The organism is Flexivirga caeni (assembly GCF_003724155.1).
Classification (GTDB): domain Bacteria; phylum Actinomycetota; class Actinomycetes; order Actinomycetales; family Dermatophilaceae; genus Flexivirga; species Flexivirga caeni.
Genome location: NZ_RJJQ01000005.1, coordinates 139177 through 155557 on the forward strand (window position 1 = coordinate 139177; position 16381 = coordinate 155557).

A 16381-nucleotide genomic window follows, 5' to 3' on the forward strand; every position below is an offset into this window, starting at 1 on the left:
TACGCCACGGCCGGTTAGAGTTGCGGCACATGACCGGCAATCCCAGAAGATGTGTCTGCCCGGGGTCCTACGACCCGATCACCAATGGGCACCTCGACGTGATCGCCCGCGCCGCCGCGCTGTATGACGACGTGGTCGTCGCCGTCCTGCACAACACCGCCAAGCAAGGGACGTTCACGCCGCAGGAGCGACTGGAGCTGATCCGCGAGTCCACCGGTGAACTGCCGAACGTGCGGGTCGGGGATTTCGGGGACCGGCTGATCGTCGACGTCTGCCGTGAACTCGACGCCGGAGTCCTGGTGAAGGGGATCCGGGGGCTCACCGACTACGAGTACGAACTCCCGATGGCGCTGATGAACCGCGAGATGACCGGTGTGGAAACCCTGCTCCTGCCGGGCGATCCGGCGCTGTCGCACTACTCCAGCTCGCTGATCCGGCTGATCGCGGCGCGCGGCGCAGACATCAGCGAGATGGTGCCCGCGCCGGTGGTCGGTCCGCTGCTGGAACGTCTCAGCGGCTTCGACGCCTGACGGTGATGGTCATTGCGCGGCCGGTTCGTCGCGCCGGGGGTCGCCGATCTGGGCGCTCGCGGCCAGCGTGCCGATGATGCCGATGAGGATGTAGGCCACGAGGCACAGCATCGGGCCGCCGATGCCGCGTCCGCCGAAGTAGACGATGTCCCGCACCGCCGTGGTGCCTGCTCCGTTGGGGATGAACGGTCCGATCGTGCGCCAGAAGGCGGGCAGCAGGTCGTATTGGTAAGGGCCGCCCGCCGAGGGGTTGCCGAGCACCACGAAGATCAGGATGGTGACTCCGATGCCCACCGTGCCGACGAGGGCGTCCATGAAGAGTGTGATGACCGCGCTGGAGAGCACGAGGAGCGTGCCCACTCCCCACAGGGCGGCGAAGTGGCCGGTGAGCGCGCTTAGCCACTGATCCACGATGAGTGCGCCGGCCAATCCGGAGACGATCGAGTAGGGGACCACCAGGAGGATCCGGCCACCCGCCTCGGCGAGGTTGCGGACCCGGCCGCCGCTCATGACCCCGATGGCCGCCGCGACCAGATAACCGCCGACGATCCAGCCGATCACCAGGTAGAACCCCGTCAGGCCGCGGGCGTCGTGAGCTTGCAAGGGGACCAGGTCGACCGTCGTGGCGCTGCGGTGCTGACTCGACTCGACCTGGCCGACCACCTGCTCCACTGCGGTCACGACCGCCGCGCCGCCGCCGCTGGCGACATACAGCGTGTCGGTGGTGCTGTGCGGGTTCATCACCAGTGCGGCGCTGCGATCGCCGGAGGTGACCGACTCCCTCGCGCTGGTCTCGTCCGCTGCGGCATGGGCGCGCAACGGGGTGCCGTCGATCCCGTTGATCTGCTCGACCAAGTGCGCCGATTGCGCACCCGCCGCGATCGAGATCGGGATGTGCTGCGGCCGGGGTGCGTGGAAAGCGCCGACGTAGCTGAGGATGAAGCCGAGCTGGAGGACGAGCACTCCGACGAGGAGGGCGAGGGTGCGCGGCGCGGTGATGCGCCGTAGCTCCCGGCCCAGGGTGGCCGGTGTGTCCTGCGGTGTGGTCATGGTCGTGTCCGTCTCGGCGATCTCGTCCGGCATGGGGTCCCTCCCTGGTTTCTACATCTGTAGTAAGAGTACGCCGTCCTCCGGTTTGGGCTACCGGGCCCGACCCGGTAGCCTTACTCCTCGGTCTTGTCGTCTTCGGTGAGATCGTGCCATGCCTCCTGCGACATACCCCGGAAAGATGCACACGGATTCGCGACGCCCGCTTGCCCTTGACACCAAGGAGCTTCCGCGGCGACCCGGACGGATGCTCGAAGGGGAGGTCGAGGTGGCGGCACCAGAGCACTTCGGCACCGACGTGATCAGCGTGCCGGAAGGTCAGCAACTGACTCTCCGGCTGCGGCTGGAGTCGGTGATGGAGGGCGTGCTGGTGACCGGCACGGTCCACGCCACGGCGACCGGTGCTTGCGTGCGGTGCCTGGAGCCCGTCGATCTGCCGATCGACGTCCCGTTTCAGGAGCTGTTCGCCTACGCCGATCGGGCCGCCCACCACCACGAGGTGGAGGACGGCGACGAAGAAGACGTGCACGAGCTGGACGGCGACCTCGCCGACCTCGAGCCCGTGCTGCGGGATGCGGTGGTGCCCGCACTGCCGTTCCAGCCGGTATGCCGGGAGGACTGTCCCGGGTTGTGCTCCGAATGCGGAGCGCTGCTCGCGAACGATCCGGCGCACCACCACGAAGTGATCGACCCCCGGTGGTCGGCGCTGGCGGACCTCGCCGGCGACGCCACCGAATCCGACGAGAAGAGGAACTGACGTGGCCGTCCCGAAGCGGAAGATGTCGCGCGCCAACACCCGGTCCCGCCGTGCGCAGTGGAAGGCGACGCCGGTGGCGCTGTCGACCTGCCCGCAGTGCGGTGCCGCCAAGCAGTCGCACGCCGCGTGCCCGTCCTGTGGCGTCTACAAGGACCGCCACTACAGCGCCGCGGAGCGCACCGAGCACCAGGCCTGACGGCAGGTTCGACCGGCGTGGCCCAGAGCAAGCGGCAGCGTCACGAACAGGCGCAGCGGCCCGTCGGCGACCTCGCACGGATCCTCCAGGAGCGATCCGGCGCGGCCGTCGACGAGTCGCTGCTTTCGCGCGCCCTGACCCATCGGTCCTACGCCTACGAACACGGCGGCATACCGCACAACGAACGCCAGGAGTTCCTGGGCGATGCGGTGCTCGGTGTCGTCGTGACCGATCACCTCTACCACGAGCATCCCGACCTGCCGGAAGGCCAGCTGGCCAAATTCCGTGCCGCCGTGGTCAATTCGCGCGCGCTTGCCAAGGTCGCCCGTGAGCTGGAGCTCGGGTCCTACCTCATGCTCGGTCGTGGCGAGGCCACGACCGGCGGACGGGACAAGGACTCGATCCTGGCCGACACCATGGAGGCCGTCATCGGAACGGTCTACCTGTCCAGCGGGATCCCCGGCGCGACCGCGCTGATCCACAGCCTGATGGATTCGCTCATCGAGCAGTCCGCGACGCTCGGAGCGGGGCTCGACTGGAAGACCTCACTGCAGGAGATCTGCTCCAGGCTCGGCCTCAGCGTGCCCGGCTACCAGGTCGATGAGGACGGTCCCGACCACGACAAGACCTTCACCGCGACGGTCCTGGTGTCCGGGGAGCCGCTCGGCCAGGGTGTCGGCCGCAACAAGAAGGCCGCAGAGCAGCAGGCTGCGGAGATCGCCTGGAAGGCGCTCAAAGAGCGGGCCGACGCGGCGTCGGCGGCAGCGGTTTCCGTCCCGGACTCGGGTTCGACAGCGGCTGCGGTCGCTGCTGGCAGTGCCTGAGCTGCCGGAAGTCGAGGTCGTCCGGCGCGGCGTCGCCACTCACGTGGTCGGCCGCGCGTTCACCGAGGTTCACCTTTCCGGGCATCGCGTTGCCCGGCGACATGTTGCGGGTCCGCTCGATCTGGCCGATCGGTTGCGCGGACAGTCGGTTTCGGCGGCTCGGCGGCGCGGGAAGTATCTCTGGCTCGAGCTGTCCGGCGCGCATGACGGTGCGGCCGCTGCGGACGGTGTGGCCGGCTCGGGGGAGGCCCTCGTCATACATCTCGGGATGAGTGGTCAGCTGCTCGTCGAGGCACCGGACGCGCCGCGGGAGAAGCACGCGCACGCGGTGTTCGACCTGTCCGACGGGCGGCAGTTGCGCTTCGTCGACCAGCGCACCTTCGGCGGTCTGCAGCTCGTGCCGCTCACCGACGATCCGTTCGGGCCGGGCACGGTGCCGGCTATCATCACCCACATCGCGCCCGATCCCCTCGAAGCGGCGTTCGACCAGCACTCAGTGTCCCGCGCGCTGCGCCGCCGGCATACCCAGCTCAAGCGGGCCTTGCTGGACCAGTCACTGGTTTCGGGCATCGGCAACATCTACGCCGACGAGGCCCTCTGGCGCGCACGCCTGCATGGCGAGCGCGCCACCGAGAAGCTCAGCTCGGCGGCGGTGCGCGACGTTCTCGGGCACGCGACCGAGGTGATGACCGAGGCGCTCGGGCGCGGCGGCACCAGCTTCGACAGCCTGTATGTCGACGTCAACGGCGCCAGCGGATACTTCGAACGATCGCTGAATGCCTATGGCAGACAAGGAAAACCGTGCCGTCGCTGCGGCACGCTGATGGTGCGCGAGTCGTTCATGAACCGCTCGTCGTTCAGTTGCCCACGCTGCCAGCGGAGGCCTTTCGTCCGGGTGCGCTGACGTGCGGTGGTGCGTGCGCGGCGGTGGCACGTGCGTGCGCAAGTGGCAACGGTCGCCGGTTGGGTCCCGTGGTCGCGACCGTCGCGCCTTCGGGACCGGTTTCCCGCAGACCTTGGTCGGTGTCAGTTATAATCGACACATGGTCGCGGTTCGGCGTACTCGAGCTTTCGATCGCTGGATCGATGACTTGAAGGATCGGAGTGGGCGTGCACGTATCCTGCTCCGAATTGACCGGCTTGGCGAAGGCAATCCGGGTCAGGTGGCACCTGTTGGAAACGGGCTGTCGGAGTTGAAGATCAAGCGGGCCTGGCTACCGGGTCTACTACGTTCAGCATGGTGACGAGGTGATCCTCCTGCTGTGCGGCGGGGACAAGTCGAGCCGGGCCAAGGACGTCGAAGCGGCACGGCAACCCGCGCAGGAGTGGCGAGCGGACCAGCAGAAGGGAAAGCAGGCATGACCATTGATGCGAAGTACCAGCCGTTCGATGCAGCCGACTACATCCGTGACATCGATGACGTGGCGGCGCTGCTGGAGGCCGCGCTGGAGGACTCAGCAGATGATCCCAGTGCACTCCCCGCGGCGTTGGGGATTCTCGCCCGATCGGGCAACATGAGTGAACTGGCCAGGCGGGTGGGGATGAGCAGGGATGGTCTCTATCGCGCGCTGTCCGAAGAGGGCAACCCGACATGGGCGACAATCCTCAAGGTCACCCAGGCACTGAACCTCCGACTTGAGGTGCACCCGGTCGCGTGAGCAGGGTCACGCGTTCATCCGACGCTCCGAGGCGATCGCTTCGGCAGGGTTAGTAGCGCCGGACCCCGTCCCGTTGTCGCGACCGTCGCGCCTTCGGGACAGGAATCCCGCAATTCTCCGTCCCGTTCTCGCGACCGTCGCGCCTTCGGGACGCGGGGAGGCCGCAACTGCGGACGCCACCGCCCACCCGCGCCCAGCCGGCTGACGGTGGCTGCGACTAGGTTGCTGCCATGAGTGAGTTGCACCCGCAGACCCTGCCGCCCGCCGACACCGCGCTCGACTGGGTGACCAGCACCTGCGACGGCGGGCTGACGCGGGCGCAGGGGCTCGTCGAGGCGTTCAAGGCCAGCCCGTCCGGGAGCGCGCTGGAGACGCTGCAGGCGTGGAACGACATACATATCGCACTGGCCGACGCGGCAGGGATCGCCGGGGTCTACTCCGAGGCCGACCCGTCCAGCGCGGTCCGCGACGCAGCGGAGGCGGCCATGCAGCGTCTCGATGCGTTCTCCACCGCGCTCGGCATGGACCGCGAGGTCTTCGCCATCCTCGACGCAGTCGACCCCTCCGGTCTGGACGATGCGGCACGCCGCTTCCTGGATCGCGCGCTGCGCGACTTCCGGCGCAGTGGCGTCGACCGCGACGACGCGACCCGAGCGCGGCTCACCGAGCTCGCCGAGCTCGAACTGAAGGCCAGCCAGGAGCACAGCAAGAACATTCGTGAGGGCGTCCGCTCGATCACCGTGCCGCCCGAGGCGCTGGCCGGTATGCCGCAGGACTGGCTCGACGCACACCCAGCCGGTGCGGACGGGCTGGTCACCGTCACCACGGACTACCCCGACGCGATCCCGCTGGTCACCTTCTGCAGCGACGCCTCGACCCGTATGGCGATGACCCTGGAACGTCTCAACGTCGCCTGGCCCGACAACGACGCGGTGCTGCAGCGGCTGCTCGAGCTGCGCGCCGAGCATGCGAAACTGCTCGGCTACGCCACCTGGGCGGACTACGACGCCGAGGTCAAGATGATCGGAAATGCTTCTTCCATCGGCGAATTCATCGACAAGATCACCGTGGCAGCGGCCGACAGCGCCGAGCGGCACAAGGCGGTGCTGCTGGCCCGCTTCCGGCAGGACGTCCCCGACGCGACCGACATCACCTCGGCCGACCTGACCTACTACTCCGAGCTGGTGCGCAAGGAGCAGTACGCCGTCGACGCCCAGCTGGTGCGCACCTACTTCTCCTTCGAGAAGGTGCGGCAAGGCTTGCTGGAGGTGACCGGCCGGCTCTTCGGCATCGACTTCGCGCCCGCCGATGCGGTCACCTGGCATGCGGATGTGGCGGCATACGACGTGCTGCGCGACGGCACCCGGGTCGGCCGCATCTACCTCGACCTGCACCCGCGGGACGGCAAGTTCAAGCACGCCGCACAGTTCGACCTGCGTGGCGGCCTGCGCGGGCGGCAGCTGCCCGAGGGTGTGCTGCTGTGCAATTTCGGACGGGGTCTGATGGAGCATGACGAGGTGGTGACCCTCTTCCACGAGTTCGGCCACCTGATTCACCACGTGCTCGGCGGCGACCAGGAGTGGATCACCTTCTCCGGGGTCGCGACCGAGTGGGACTTCGTCGAGGCGCCCAGCCAGATGCTGGAGGAGTGGGCGTGGGACGCCGACGTGCTCGCGACCTTCGCGACGACCGAGCAGGGCGAGACGATCCCAGCCGAACTCGTCGCCAAGATGCGCCGCGCCGACGACTTCGGCAAGGGGTTCCAGGCACGCACGCAGATGTTCTACGCGGCGCTGTCGCTCAACCTGCATCTGCGCCGGTATGACGACCTGACCGCCGTCGTGCGCGAACTGCAGGGGCGCTATTCGGTCTTCCCCTACGTGCCGGACACCCATTTCCACTGCTCGTTCGGGCACCTCGACGGTTACAGCTCCGGCTACTACACCTACATGTGGTCGCTGGTCATCGCGAAGGACATGTTCAGCGCTTTCGACTCCGCCGACCTGTTCGACCCGCAGGTCGCGGGCCGCTACCGCGACCTGGTGCTGGTGCCCGGCGGTCGCAAGGACGCGGCAGACCTGGTGGCGGATTTCTTGGGTCGCCCCTACACGTTCGACGCCTACGCGGCCTGGCTGGCCGAGTGACGGGTGCGGCCCGCGTCGCGCGATCGGCCCGGCAGTGAGAGTCTTTGCACATGGCGCAGAACTCTTCGGTCGTGGACCAGGTCAACAAGCAGCTCTTCATCGGCGGTGAGTGGCGGGACGCCACCGGCGGCCGGACGTTGGGAGTCGACAATCCGGCGACCGGCAGTGAACTGACCCGGGTCGCCGACGGCTCGGTCGAGGACGGAGCCGCAGCGCTGACCGCCGCCGCCGAGGCCCAGGCCGAGTGGGCGCGGACGGCGCCGCGAGACCGCAGCGAAATCCTGCGCACGGCATACGAATTCATCGTCCGGGACACCGACATCTTCGCCGAGCTGATGACGCTGGAGATGGGCAAGCCGCTCGCGGAGGCGCGCGGGGAGGTCACCTACGGTTCGGAGTTCTTCCGCTGGTTCGCGGAGGAGGCCGTGCGGATTTCGGGTCGCTACTCGGTCGCGCCCAACGGCGCGACGCGGTTGATGACCATGAAGCAGCCGGTCGGCCCGACGCTGATGATCACCCCGTGGAACTTCCCGCTGGCGATGGGCACCCGCAAGATCGGCCCGGCGATCGCGGCCGGCTGCACGATGGTCGTCAAGCCCGCGGCCGAGACGCCGCTGACGATGCTCTACCTCGCGCAGGTGCTGACGGAGGCCGGCCTGCCGGGCGGCGTGCTGAACGTGATCACCACCTCCACCAGCGGCGAGGTGATGGAGCCGCTCATCCGCGATCCGCGGTCGCGCAAGCTGACCTTCACCGGCTCGACCCCGATCGGCCGCAAGCTCATCGAGCAGTCGGCGCAGCAGGTGCTGCGGGTGTCCATGGAGCTCGGCGGCAACGCGCCGTTCATCGTTTTCGCGGACGCCGACATCGACGCAGCGGTCGAGGGCGCCATGCTGGCCAAGATGCGCAACATCGGCGAGGCGTGCACCGCCGCCAACCGATTCTTCGTGCACGCCGACGTGGCGGCCGAGTTCAGCGAGAAGTTCGCCGCGCGGATGGCCGCGCTCACAGTCGGCGACGGTATGGCGGACGGCGTCGACGTCGGACCGCTGATCAACGCCAAGGCGGTAGACAAGGTCACCTCACTGGTTGCTGACGCGACCGGCCGGGGCGCCCGCGTCGTCACCGGCGGGGAAAAGGGCGACGGTCCCGGCTTCTTCTTCCCGCCGACCGTGATCACTGACCTGCCCGGTGACGCCGGGATGGCGCGTGAGGAGATCTTCGGCCCGGTCGCCGCCATCCAGACGTTCACCGATGAGGAGGACGTCATCCGCCGGGCCAACGACACCGAATACGGCCTGGTCGGCTACTTCTTCACCAAGGACTACGCCCGCGTCATCCGGGTGAGCGAGGCCCTCGAATACGGCATGGTCGGCGTCAACCAGGGCGTGGTGTCCAACCCGGCGGCTCCGTTCGGCGGTGTGAAGGCGAGCGGGTACGGCCGCGAAGGCGGGTTCGAGGGCATCGACGAATACCTGGAGACCAAGTACGTCGGTCTCGCGCTCTGAGCGGAAGACTCGTTCCTCATCTTCCGCTCGATCATCGCTGTGGATAACTTCTGCGCGACCTGACCATCGGGTCCTAACCTCGTCGGACGAGGGAAGGAGCGTCCGATGCAGAAACTCGTGGTTGGTCCCGGGTCGCTCGAGTCGGCTGCGGGGCTGTTGCGCAGCGCCCAGGCCGACAGCGACACGCTCCTGGCGCGCGCGATCGTGGCGGACCTCGCCGACGGTCTCGCGGCGACCGGGAGCGGAGCGGCCGTCGACCTGCTGCCGCACGTGGTGGCGTTGCTCGGCGAGCACACGACGGTCCTGTGCGACGGACTGCAGGCCGCCGCAGGCGCCTATCGGCGCGCCGAGTGGCTTGCCCAGGTCGCGGTCGGCGGTGCGCGATGACCGCGACCGCCGAAGACCCGGACCTGTTGCTGCGCGCCGCGCGGCGCTGTCGTGCATTGGCTGCCGTGCTGGCCGCTGTCGAGTCGGCACTGCTGCGTTGCGAGACCGCGTCGTGGTCCGGCGCCGCTGCGGTCGCGTTCGTCCACCGCGCGGCCGCACACCGCCGGTCGGTCTCCGACGCATTGTGCGCCGTCGAGCGGCTGGGCGCACTGGTGGCGGCATACGCCCGCACCGTGCAGGACGAGCAGGTGCGCCAGCGCCAGGCGGACCTGCCGGACGCGGCGCGCGCGGCAATCGATCACCGAATCACCCTGCAGCGCAGCCAGTTTCGCCGCGATCTGGCCGTCGTCGAGTCGGCGCTGGCCGACCTACGGCTGCGGTTGACCACACCCGGTGACGGTCACCGACACCCGCCGCCCGGCCGCACGAACCCGCCGCCGAGGCGGTTGCCTCCCGAACGGTGGAAAGGCCCGATCATCCCGCCGCAGCTGCCGCGGCCACGGCGCGCGCACATCGCACCCGTTGTCTGCGCGCGCTCGGTCCGCGGCGGTCCGGCGTGAGGAACCAGCGAGCGACCGAGGTGACGCCGCTGGTGCAGTTCACCGACGAAGAGTTGCTACTGCTCGGCGCGGAACACCCGGTGGTGGATGCGCCATACCTGAACACTCTGCAGCCAGCCGAGCGCGCCCTCGCAGCTCGCGTCGCCTACCGGTCGTTGTGCTCGCACGGCGCGATCGCGGTCGACGACGGCAGCGGCCTGGAACTGCCGGAGTCACACGTCACCATGCTGCAACTGCGGGCGGCTGCGACCACGGTGCTGGTCGTCAGCCGGGCGACGATGTGCGATGGGGTGATGCGCTATCACCATCTCGGCGCCGATCGGATGGTCGTCGAGGATGTCAGCGACGCCGGAGCGCACGAATTCCGGCTGGTGCCACAGCACGCACTGGCCGCCACACTGCGACAGTTCTGCGCGGTTGACGGCGCAGCGGATGGGCACGGGCCGCCGGTCACCGTGACCGAGGCCGGGTTCGCGACCGGTGATGCAGCGGCCGAACTCTGGGGCGAGGGCCTGGCGCAGTTCGACGCGACCGTATGGCGCGCCGACCCATCCCACACTGCGCCCGCTCCGGTGCTGGGATACCTGCTCGGCACCGGCGGCAGCTGGCGGGTCGACCGGGACGGCCTCGCCGGTGGCGCAGCTGCGACCGTGCGGCTGACCGCCGTCGGTGCCGCGGAGGTAGCCGATTCGATCCTGCACACGTTGCTGACCGACCCCGCCGGCGCCTCCACCGTCGGGGAGGGTGCCGAGGCGCAGCCGGACGCGAATGGCATTTAATGACTGGGTGATCGAGTCCGCACCACCCCCAGTCCCCGCCCGCCGGTCGGTTGCGATCCTCGGTTCGACCGGGTCCATCGGCACCCAGGCAATCGACCTCATCACCCGCAACCCCGACCGGTTCGCCATCGCCGCGCTCACCGCCGGTGGCGGGCAGCCGCGGCTGCTCGCGCAGCAGGCGGTGCAGACCCGAGTGCCGCTGATCGGGATCGCGTCCGGCGATCCGGCCGAGTTCGCGCAGCTGATCGAGGAGGCGGCGCGCGCGGCGGGCGTGACGTCATACCGGCCGGAGGTGGTCGTCGGGGACGACGCGTCGGAGCAGGTTGCCGGCAGCGGCGCGGACGTCGTGCTGAACGGCATCACCGGTTCCATCGGGCTGCGGCCGACACTGGTCGCGCTCGAATCCGGATCGACGCTGGCGCTCGCCAACAAGGAGTCGCTGATCGTGGGAGGGCCGGTCGTCAAGCGTGCCGCCCGGCCCGGTCAGATCGTGCCCGTCGACAGCGAGCACTCCGCGATCGCGCAATCGCTGCGCGCCGGCACCGAGCGGGAAGTGCGCCGGCTGATCGTCACGGCGAGCGGCGGTCCGTTCCGCGGCATGCCGACCGATGAGCTGAAGCAGGTCACGCCCGCGCAGGCGCTCGCGCACCCGAACTTCGCGATGGGCAAGGTGATCACCACCAACTCCGCGACGCTGGTCAACAAGGGGCTCGAGGTGATCGAGGCGCACCTGCTCTTCGACATACCGTTCGAGCGGATCGACGTCGTGGTCCACCCGCAGCAGTTCATCCACTCGATGGTGGAGTTCGTCGACGGCGCGGTCGTGGCCCAGATCGGCCTGCCCACCATGCTGGTGCCGATCTCGCTCGGGCTCGGGTGGCCCGACCGGGTGCCCGACGCCGAGACGCCGATCGACTGGAGCAAGGCGTCGGACTGGCGGTTCGAGCCGCTGGACGAGGTCGCGTTCCCTGCCGTGCAGCTCGCCCGGCACGTGGGGACGGCCGGCTCGACATACCCCGCGGTCTACAACGCGGCCAACGAGGAAGCCGTGGCGGCGTTCCATGCCGGGGCGCTCGACTTCCCGGACATCGTCGGCACCGTGCAACGCGTCGTCGACGATCATGCGGCGAGCTCCGGGGAACTCACCGCCGGCGACGTGCTGGCCGCAGAGAGGTGGGCCCGAGCACACGCACAGGAGATCCTCGCCCGGCGTTGAGATCCGCATGAGACGCTAGGGCACGTGTTGTTCCTGCTCGGCGTCCTGATCCTGCTGCTCGGCATCGGGGTCTCCATCGGCCTGCACGAGCTCGGGCACCTCACGCCCGCGAAGCTCTTCGGTGTCAAGGTCACGCAGTACATGGTCGGTTTCGGGCCGACGTTGTGGTCCCGGCGCCGTGGCGAGACCGAGTATGGCGTGAAGGCGATCCCGCTCGGCGGCTATATCCGGATGATCGGCATGTTCCCTCCGCGTCCCGGCGAGGACGAGGACTACGTTCGTGCCTCGTCGACCGGCCGCTTCCGGCAGCTGGCCGACCAGATGCGTGAAGACGCCTACGAGCACATCGCCCCGGCGGACTCGGACCGGGTCTTCTACAAGCTGCCGACCTGGAAAAAGGTCGTCATCATGTTCGGCGGGCCGTTCATGAACCTGGTGATCGCCTTCGTGCTGCTGGTGATCATCGCCAGCGGCATGGGACTGCCGGTGCAGAAGACCGTCGACATTGCGGCAGTGCAGACCTGTGCGCCGACCGCTGCCGGAACGGTGCCGGCGTCCTGCGCGCCGGCGGAGCGGACGGCCGCCGCGGGCAAACTGCGTGCGGGCGACCGCGTCGTCTCCATCGACGGTAAGCAGGTCACGACCACCACGCAGTTCACCGACGTCGTGCGCGCCCACCCGGGTGACACGATCCCGGTCGTGGTGCGGCGCGACGGATCCCTCGTGCAGTTGCGGCTCACCCCGCGGCTGCAGCGGATGCCGCGGCTGGATTCCAACGGCAACGAGGTCGTCAACTGGAAGGGCCAGCTCGAATACGCCGACGTGGGCGTCGTCGGAGCGTCGATCGGCGGCACCTCCGTGGACGAGCGCCAGTCGCTTCCGCAGGCGATCGGCACCTTCGGTGGCGCGCTGAAGCAAACCTCGTCGGTGTTCCTCAAGATCCCGCAGAAGATGGTCGGCGTGTGGAACGCGGCATTCAGTGGCGGCACGCGCGACGAGAGCAGTCCGCAGTCTGTGGTCGGCGTGGGCCGGATGGCGGGTGACGCCACCGAGTCGAAATACGCGTCGCTCAAGGACAAGGTCATGCTGCTGCTGATGATCCTGTCGTCGCTGAACCTCGCGCTCTTCGTGTTCAACCTGGTGCCGCTGCTGCCGCTGGACGGCGGGCACATTGCGGGCGCCCTGTGGGAAGCGGTCAAGCGCCGGATCGCTCGCATGCGTGGCGTCACTGGGCCGGTGTACGTCGACGTTGCCAAGGCGCTTCCCGTCGCGTATGGCGTCTCCATCGTGCTGCTGGTGATGTTCGCGCTGCTGGCGTATGCCGACATCGTCAATCCGGTGAAACTGGGCTGACGGCATACGGGCGGATGCGGCACGCTCGTGGGTATGACGAGCAGCAGCGACCTGTGGGACGCCGAAACCGCTGAGATGTATGACGACGAGTCGTCATACATGTTCGCACCGGGAGTACTCCGCCCAACGGTGGACTTCCTGGCCGAGCTTGCCGGTGACGGCCCGGCGCTGGAGTTCGCGATCGGCACGGGTCGCGTTGCAATCCCGTTGATGGACAGGGGGATTGCGGTTTCCGGTATTGATCTGTCGGCCCCGATGGTGGAGCAGTTGCGTGCGAAACGCGCCGGGCTGCCGGCCACGGTTGGTGACATGGCAACGACGACGGTCGAGGGCAGGTTCAGCCTGGTTTATCTGGTGTTCAACAGCCTGGGGAACGTCCGAACCCAGGACGAACAGGTCGCGGTTTTTGCGAATGCAGCACATCACCTGGCGCCCGGCGGGCGTTTCGTCATCGAGTTGTGGGTGCCCGGCATCCGGCGCTTTCCGCCGGGACAGGCTGCTGTGCCGTTCCACATCGGTGACGACCACGCAGGCTTCGACACGTATGACCTGGCGACCCAGCAGGGCACGTCCCACCACTACACGCGGCGACGCGACGGCAGCTTTCGCTACGGCGTGAGCAATTTCCGCTATGTGTGGCCGGCCGAATGCGACTTGATGGCCAGACTCGCCGGTATGACGCTCGAGCGGCGTCTCGCCGACTGGGACGGCAGCGAGTTCACCGGCGACAGCGAGTCGCACGTGTCGGTGTGGCGTATGCCGGGCTGAGGTGCCCGGCGGGGGTGTCCCGTAGGCGCGACGGTCGAGGGTCCGGGACGCGAAAACTGCGGAGACCTGTCCCGAAGGCGCGACAGTCGCGAGTAGGGGACGGGAAGCCGGGCTGGGGTCATCCCGAGCTTGACAGTCGCTCAACTGTAACTACTAGTATGTACAGCGTGACCCGATCGAACGACACTCGCACGGCGCTCATCGAGACGACCAAGGCGCTGCTGTGGGAGCGCGGCTATGCAGCCACCAGCCCGCGCGCGATCCTGGAGCGGGCGCACGTCGGCCAGGGCAGCATGTACCACCACTTCTCCGGCAAGGAGGAACTCGCGGTTGCAGCTTTCGAACGCGGCGCGGCGGGAGTCTTGCAGCGTGCGCGCGACGTGCTGGCCACCGATGGAACACCGTTGGCCAGGATCTCGAATTACCTAATGCTGCAACGGGAAATCCTGCGCGGCTGCCCGGTCGGCCGGATGGCCGGCGATGCCGACGTGCTGGCGTCGGCGGAACTCGCGGCAATTCTGACTGCCGCTTTCGGGCAGCTCAGAGAGTTGATCGTGTCGGTGCTGCAGGAGGCCGTCGATGCCGAGGAACTCGCGCACGACGCCGATCCCCGGGATCTCGCGGACACCGTTCTCGCCGTCGTCCAGGGCGGCTATGTGCTGGCACGCGCCGCCGGCGACGTGGCACCATTCGAGCGGGCGGTGCGAGGAGCGGTGTCACTGTTGGAAGTTCACTCAGCGGATGGAGCTGCTCGATGAAACTCATGGACTCGACGCCGTCGGAGTTCACCGGAGATCCACGGTTCACCGGCACTGCTGCGGGCGTGCACGTGATGCCCGGCGACCCGCAATTACACGCCTACTCGATGCGATTCGAGCCCGGCGGACGCACTGCCTGGCATTCCCACGAGCGCGGCCAATTGCTCATCTGCACGGCCGGATCCGGCTGGGTCGGCATCCGGGACGGCCAGCTCCTGAAGCTGGCACCCGGCGTGATCGTGTGGACCGAGGCAGGCGAAGAACACTGGCACGGCGCCAGTGCCGGGGCCTCGATGGAGCACATCGCCGTGCAGACCGAGACGCCGGAAGCAGACCGCGTCGTATGGCGGGATGCCTTGTCCGACAACGAATTTGCCGGCGGTGTGGGGTGAGCGACAACGTGCTGGATCCGCACCTCTGGCCGCAGCTGCTGCTGCAATATCCGATCACCCTGCCGACCGACTACGACATGCAGATCATCGAGGAGCGGGTTCGGACGCGCGGACCGGCATTCGACGACCGCGCAGGGTTGATCTGCAAGGCATATTGCGTTCGGGTAGCGGACTCAGCCGAGTCGCCGGTCAACGAATACGCGCCGTTCTACCTCTGGGGTGACTCCGCTGCCGCAGCGCAATTCCTCTGGCGCGGCGCAGGATTCGACGGCATCGTTCGAGATTTCGGGCGTCCCGCCATACACACCTGGGGGCCCGAAGCTGCGGCAGCCGGTGCCGTGCCTCCGGGCGCCGTGACGTACGCCACCGTGCGTTCGACGCCGATTGCGCAGAGCGCTGACCTGGTCGAGGTTGCTGCGACTCTGGCCGCACGGGTCCGCGACGCCGGCCGTCAGCCCGGGACGCACCTCGCGGTCGCCGGCATCGACCCTTCGTCCTGGCGTGCAGTGGAGTTCATGACCACCGATGGTGCTCCTGTGGTGGATGAGCACACGACTAGCTATTGCGTGCTGCACGTGAGCCAGCCGGGGCCGGACCGGTGACCGTTCGCGTTCGCACGGTTCTCGGTGACGTCCCGGCCGAGCGCCTCGGAGTCACGGACGCGCACGACCACTTCTTCTTCCGGTCGCACCTGCTCCCGGGCGTCGAACTGGACGATGCCGGCGCGGCGCTCGCGGAGGCGCAGGCGTTTGCCGCTGCCGGAGGACGGACGGTCGTGCAGTGGACGCCGCGCGGTCTCGGCAGGCACCGCGCGGAGCTGGCAGCCCTCGCGAGCGCGACCGGCATCAACATCATTTCGGCGACCGGCCGGCATCGCCGGGAACACTATGCTCCGGCGACCGAGGAGTCATTCGACGAATTGCGCGATGCCTTCGGTGCCGACATCGCAGACTCGTCCGCACCGTGCGGGGTGGTCAAGATCGGCACGGGCTACCACCATCTCGACGAGTGGGAACGGATCTCGCTTCAGGCTGCCGCGATGGCTCACCGGGAGACCGGTGTTCCCATCGCCATACATCTCGAGCTCGGAACGGCGGGTGAGCAGGTCATCGAGGTGCTGACGGACGCCGGAGCCGCGACGGACGCGATCATCCTGGGCCATGTCGGCCGGCACCCGGAGGAGCGAAATCTGTTGCGGCTGGCCGACTGTGGTGTCTTCATGTGCTTCGACGGGCCATCGCGAGCGAACCACCGGACGGACTGGCGGACACCGGATTGCATCCGGCGCCTCGTCGAGCGGGGCCATGGGGATCAGCTGCTGATCGGCGGCGACACCACCACGGCGGCAGCGCGTTCGGTCACCGCCGGGCCGGGTATGCCGCATTTGCTCACTCGCTTCGGGGCCGACCTGCGACTCGAGATCGGTGACGAGGCGTATGACGCGATCACGGTCGCCAATCCGCGGCGGGCCTTTGCCTTACGTGATCGCTGAGCCGACCGCGGT

The 16381-nt window shown here is 68.4% G+C and carries 19 protein-coding genes; 18 read left to right on the forward strand and 1 reads right to left on the reverse strand.

The window, feature by feature from the left end:
• Window positions 1-29: 29 nt before the first annotated feature.
• Complete coding sequence (gene coaD, locus EFY87_RS07515; protein WP_123270852.1) at window positions 30-530, forward strand: pantetheine-phosphate adenylyltransferase; 501 nt, start codon at window positions 30-32, stop codon at window positions 528-530.
• 9 nt (window positions 531-539) lie between these two features.
• Here coaD and EFY87_RS07520 read toward each other — a convergent pair whose 3' ends face one another.
• On the reverse strand, window positions 540-1613 hold the full coding sequence (locus tag EFY87_RS07520) for an ABC transporter permease (protein ID WP_220093550.1): 1074 nt from the start codon (window positions 1611-1613) through the stop codon (window positions 540-542).
• Window positions 1614-1758: 145 nt separating this feature from the next.
• Between EFY87_RS07520 and EFY87_RS07525 the strand changes: the two genes are divergently transcribed.
• The 17 genes from EFY87_RS07525 (at window position 1759) to EFY87_RS07610 (ending at window position 16369) form a co-directional block, all read left to right on the forward strand.
• Window positions 1759-2334 carry a YceD family protein gene (locus tag EFY87_RS07525; protein WP_245988526.1) on the forward strand — a complete coding sequence of 192 codons (576 nt, stop codon included), beginning with the start codon at window positions 1759-1761 and terminating at the stop codon, window positions 2332-2334.
• Between the two features lies 1 nt (window position 2335).
• The gene (gene rpmF / locus EFY87_RS07530) at window positions 2336-2530 is read left to right on the forward strand and encodes a 50S ribosomal protein L32 (protein WP_123270854.1); all 195 of its coding nucleotides are present in this window, start codon (window positions 2336-2338) and stop codon (window positions 2528-2530) included.
• 17 nt (window positions 2531-2547) lie between these two features.
• Window positions 2548-3354, forward strand: coding sequence for a ribonuclease III (gene rnc, locus EFY87_RS07535; RefSeq protein ID WP_181445462.1), 807 nt, complete (start codon window positions 2548-2550; stop codon window positions 3352-3354).
• Entirely contained in the window at window positions 3347-4258 is a 912-nt protein-coding gene (mutM, locus tag EFY87_RS07540) for a bifunctional DNA-formamidopyrimidine glycosylase/DNA-(apurinic or apyrimidinic site) lyase (protein WP_123270855.1), read from the forward strand. The genes rnc and mutM overlap by 8 nt, the downstream gene beginning before the upstream one ends.
• Before the next feature lie 454 nt (window positions 4259-4712).
• Entirely contained in the window at window positions 4713-5012 is a 300-nt protein-coding gene (locus EFY87_RS07550) for an addiction module antidote protein (protein ID WP_123270856.1), read from the forward strand.
• A gap of 230 nt (window positions 5013-5242) precedes the next feature.
• Complete coding sequence (locus EFY87_RS07555; RefSeq protein ID WP_123270857.1) at window positions 5243-7156, forward strand: M3 family metallopeptidase; 1914 nt, start codon at window positions 5243-5245, stop codon at window positions 7154-7156.
• A 50-nt stretch (window positions 7157-7206) separates the two neighbouring features.
• The gene (locus EFY87_RS07560; RefSeq protein ID WP_123270858.1) at window positions 7207-8664 is read left to right on the forward strand and encodes an NAD-dependent succinate-semialdehyde dehydrogenase; all 1458 of its coding nucleotides are present in this window, start codon (window positions 7207-7209) and stop codon (window positions 8662-8664) included.
• Window positions 8665-8769: 105 nt separating this feature from the next.
• Complete coding sequence (locus EFY87_RS07565) at window positions 8770-9051, forward strand: hypothetical protein (RefSeq protein ID WP_123270859.1); 282 nt, start codon at window positions 8770-8772, stop codon at window positions 9049-9051.
• The gene (locus EFY87_RS07570) at window positions 9048-9611 is read left to right on the forward strand and encodes a hypothetical protein (RefSeq protein ID WP_123270860.1); all 564 of its coding nucleotides are present in this window, start codon (window positions 9048-9050) and stop codon (window positions 9609-9611) included. Before EFY87_RS07565 ends, EFY87_RS07570 begins: the two co-directional genes overlap by 4 nt.
• The gene (locus tag EFY87_RS07575; protein WP_123270861.1) at window positions 9608-10390 is read left to right on the forward strand and encodes a hypothetical protein; all 783 of its coding nucleotides are present in this window, start codon (window positions 9608-9610) and stop codon (window positions 10388-10390) included. Before EFY87_RS07570 ends, EFY87_RS07575 begins: the two co-directional genes overlap by 4 nt.
• Window positions 10380-11606, forward strand: coding sequence for a 1-deoxy-D-xylulose-5-phosphate reductoisomerase (gene dxr, locus EFY87_RS07580; protein ID WP_123270862.1), 1227 nt, complete (start codon window positions 10380-10382; stop codon window positions 11604-11606). The genes EFY87_RS07575 and dxr overlap by 11 nt, the downstream gene beginning before the upstream one ends.
• 24 nt (window positions 11607-11630) lie before the next feature.
• Window positions 11631-12959, forward strand: a complete 1329-nt coding sequence (locus tag EFY87_RS07585; RefSeq protein ID WP_181445463.1) for a M50 family metallopeptidase — start codon at window positions 11631-11633, stop codon at window positions 12957-12959.
• Between the two features lie 33 nt (window positions 12960-12992).
• Window positions 12993-13727, forward strand: coding sequence for a class I SAM-dependent DNA methyltransferase (locus tag EFY87_RS07590; RefSeq protein ID WP_123270863.1), 735 nt, complete (start codon window positions 12993-12995; stop codon window positions 13725-13727).
• 167 nt (window positions 13728-13894) lie between these two features.
• Window positions 13895-14485 carry a TetR/AcrR family transcriptional regulator gene (locus EFY87_RS07595; protein WP_245988527.1) on the forward strand — a complete coding sequence of 197 codons (591 nt, stop codon included), beginning with the start codon at window positions 13895-13897 and terminating at the stop codon, window positions 14483-14485.
• Entirely contained in the window at window positions 14482-14877 is a 396-nt protein-coding gene (locus EFY87_RS07600) for a cupin domain-containing protein (RefSeq protein WP_123270865.1), read from the forward strand. Before EFY87_RS07595 ends, EFY87_RS07600 begins: the two co-directional genes overlap by 4 nt.
• Window positions 14874-15479, forward strand: a complete 606-nt coding sequence (locus tag EFY87_RS07605) for a DUF4865 family protein (RefSeq protein ID WP_220093551.1) — start codon at window positions 14874-14876, stop codon at window positions 15477-15479. The genes EFY87_RS07600 and EFY87_RS07605 overlap by 4 nt, the downstream gene beginning before the upstream one ends.
• Window positions 15476-16369, forward strand: a complete 894-nt coding sequence (locus tag EFY87_RS07610; protein WP_123270867.1) for a phosphotriesterase family protein — start codon at window positions 15476-15478, stop codon at window positions 16367-16369. The genes EFY87_RS07605 and EFY87_RS07610 overlap by 4 nt, the downstream gene beginning before the upstream one ends.
• Window positions 16370-16381 lie beyond the last annotated feature (12 nt).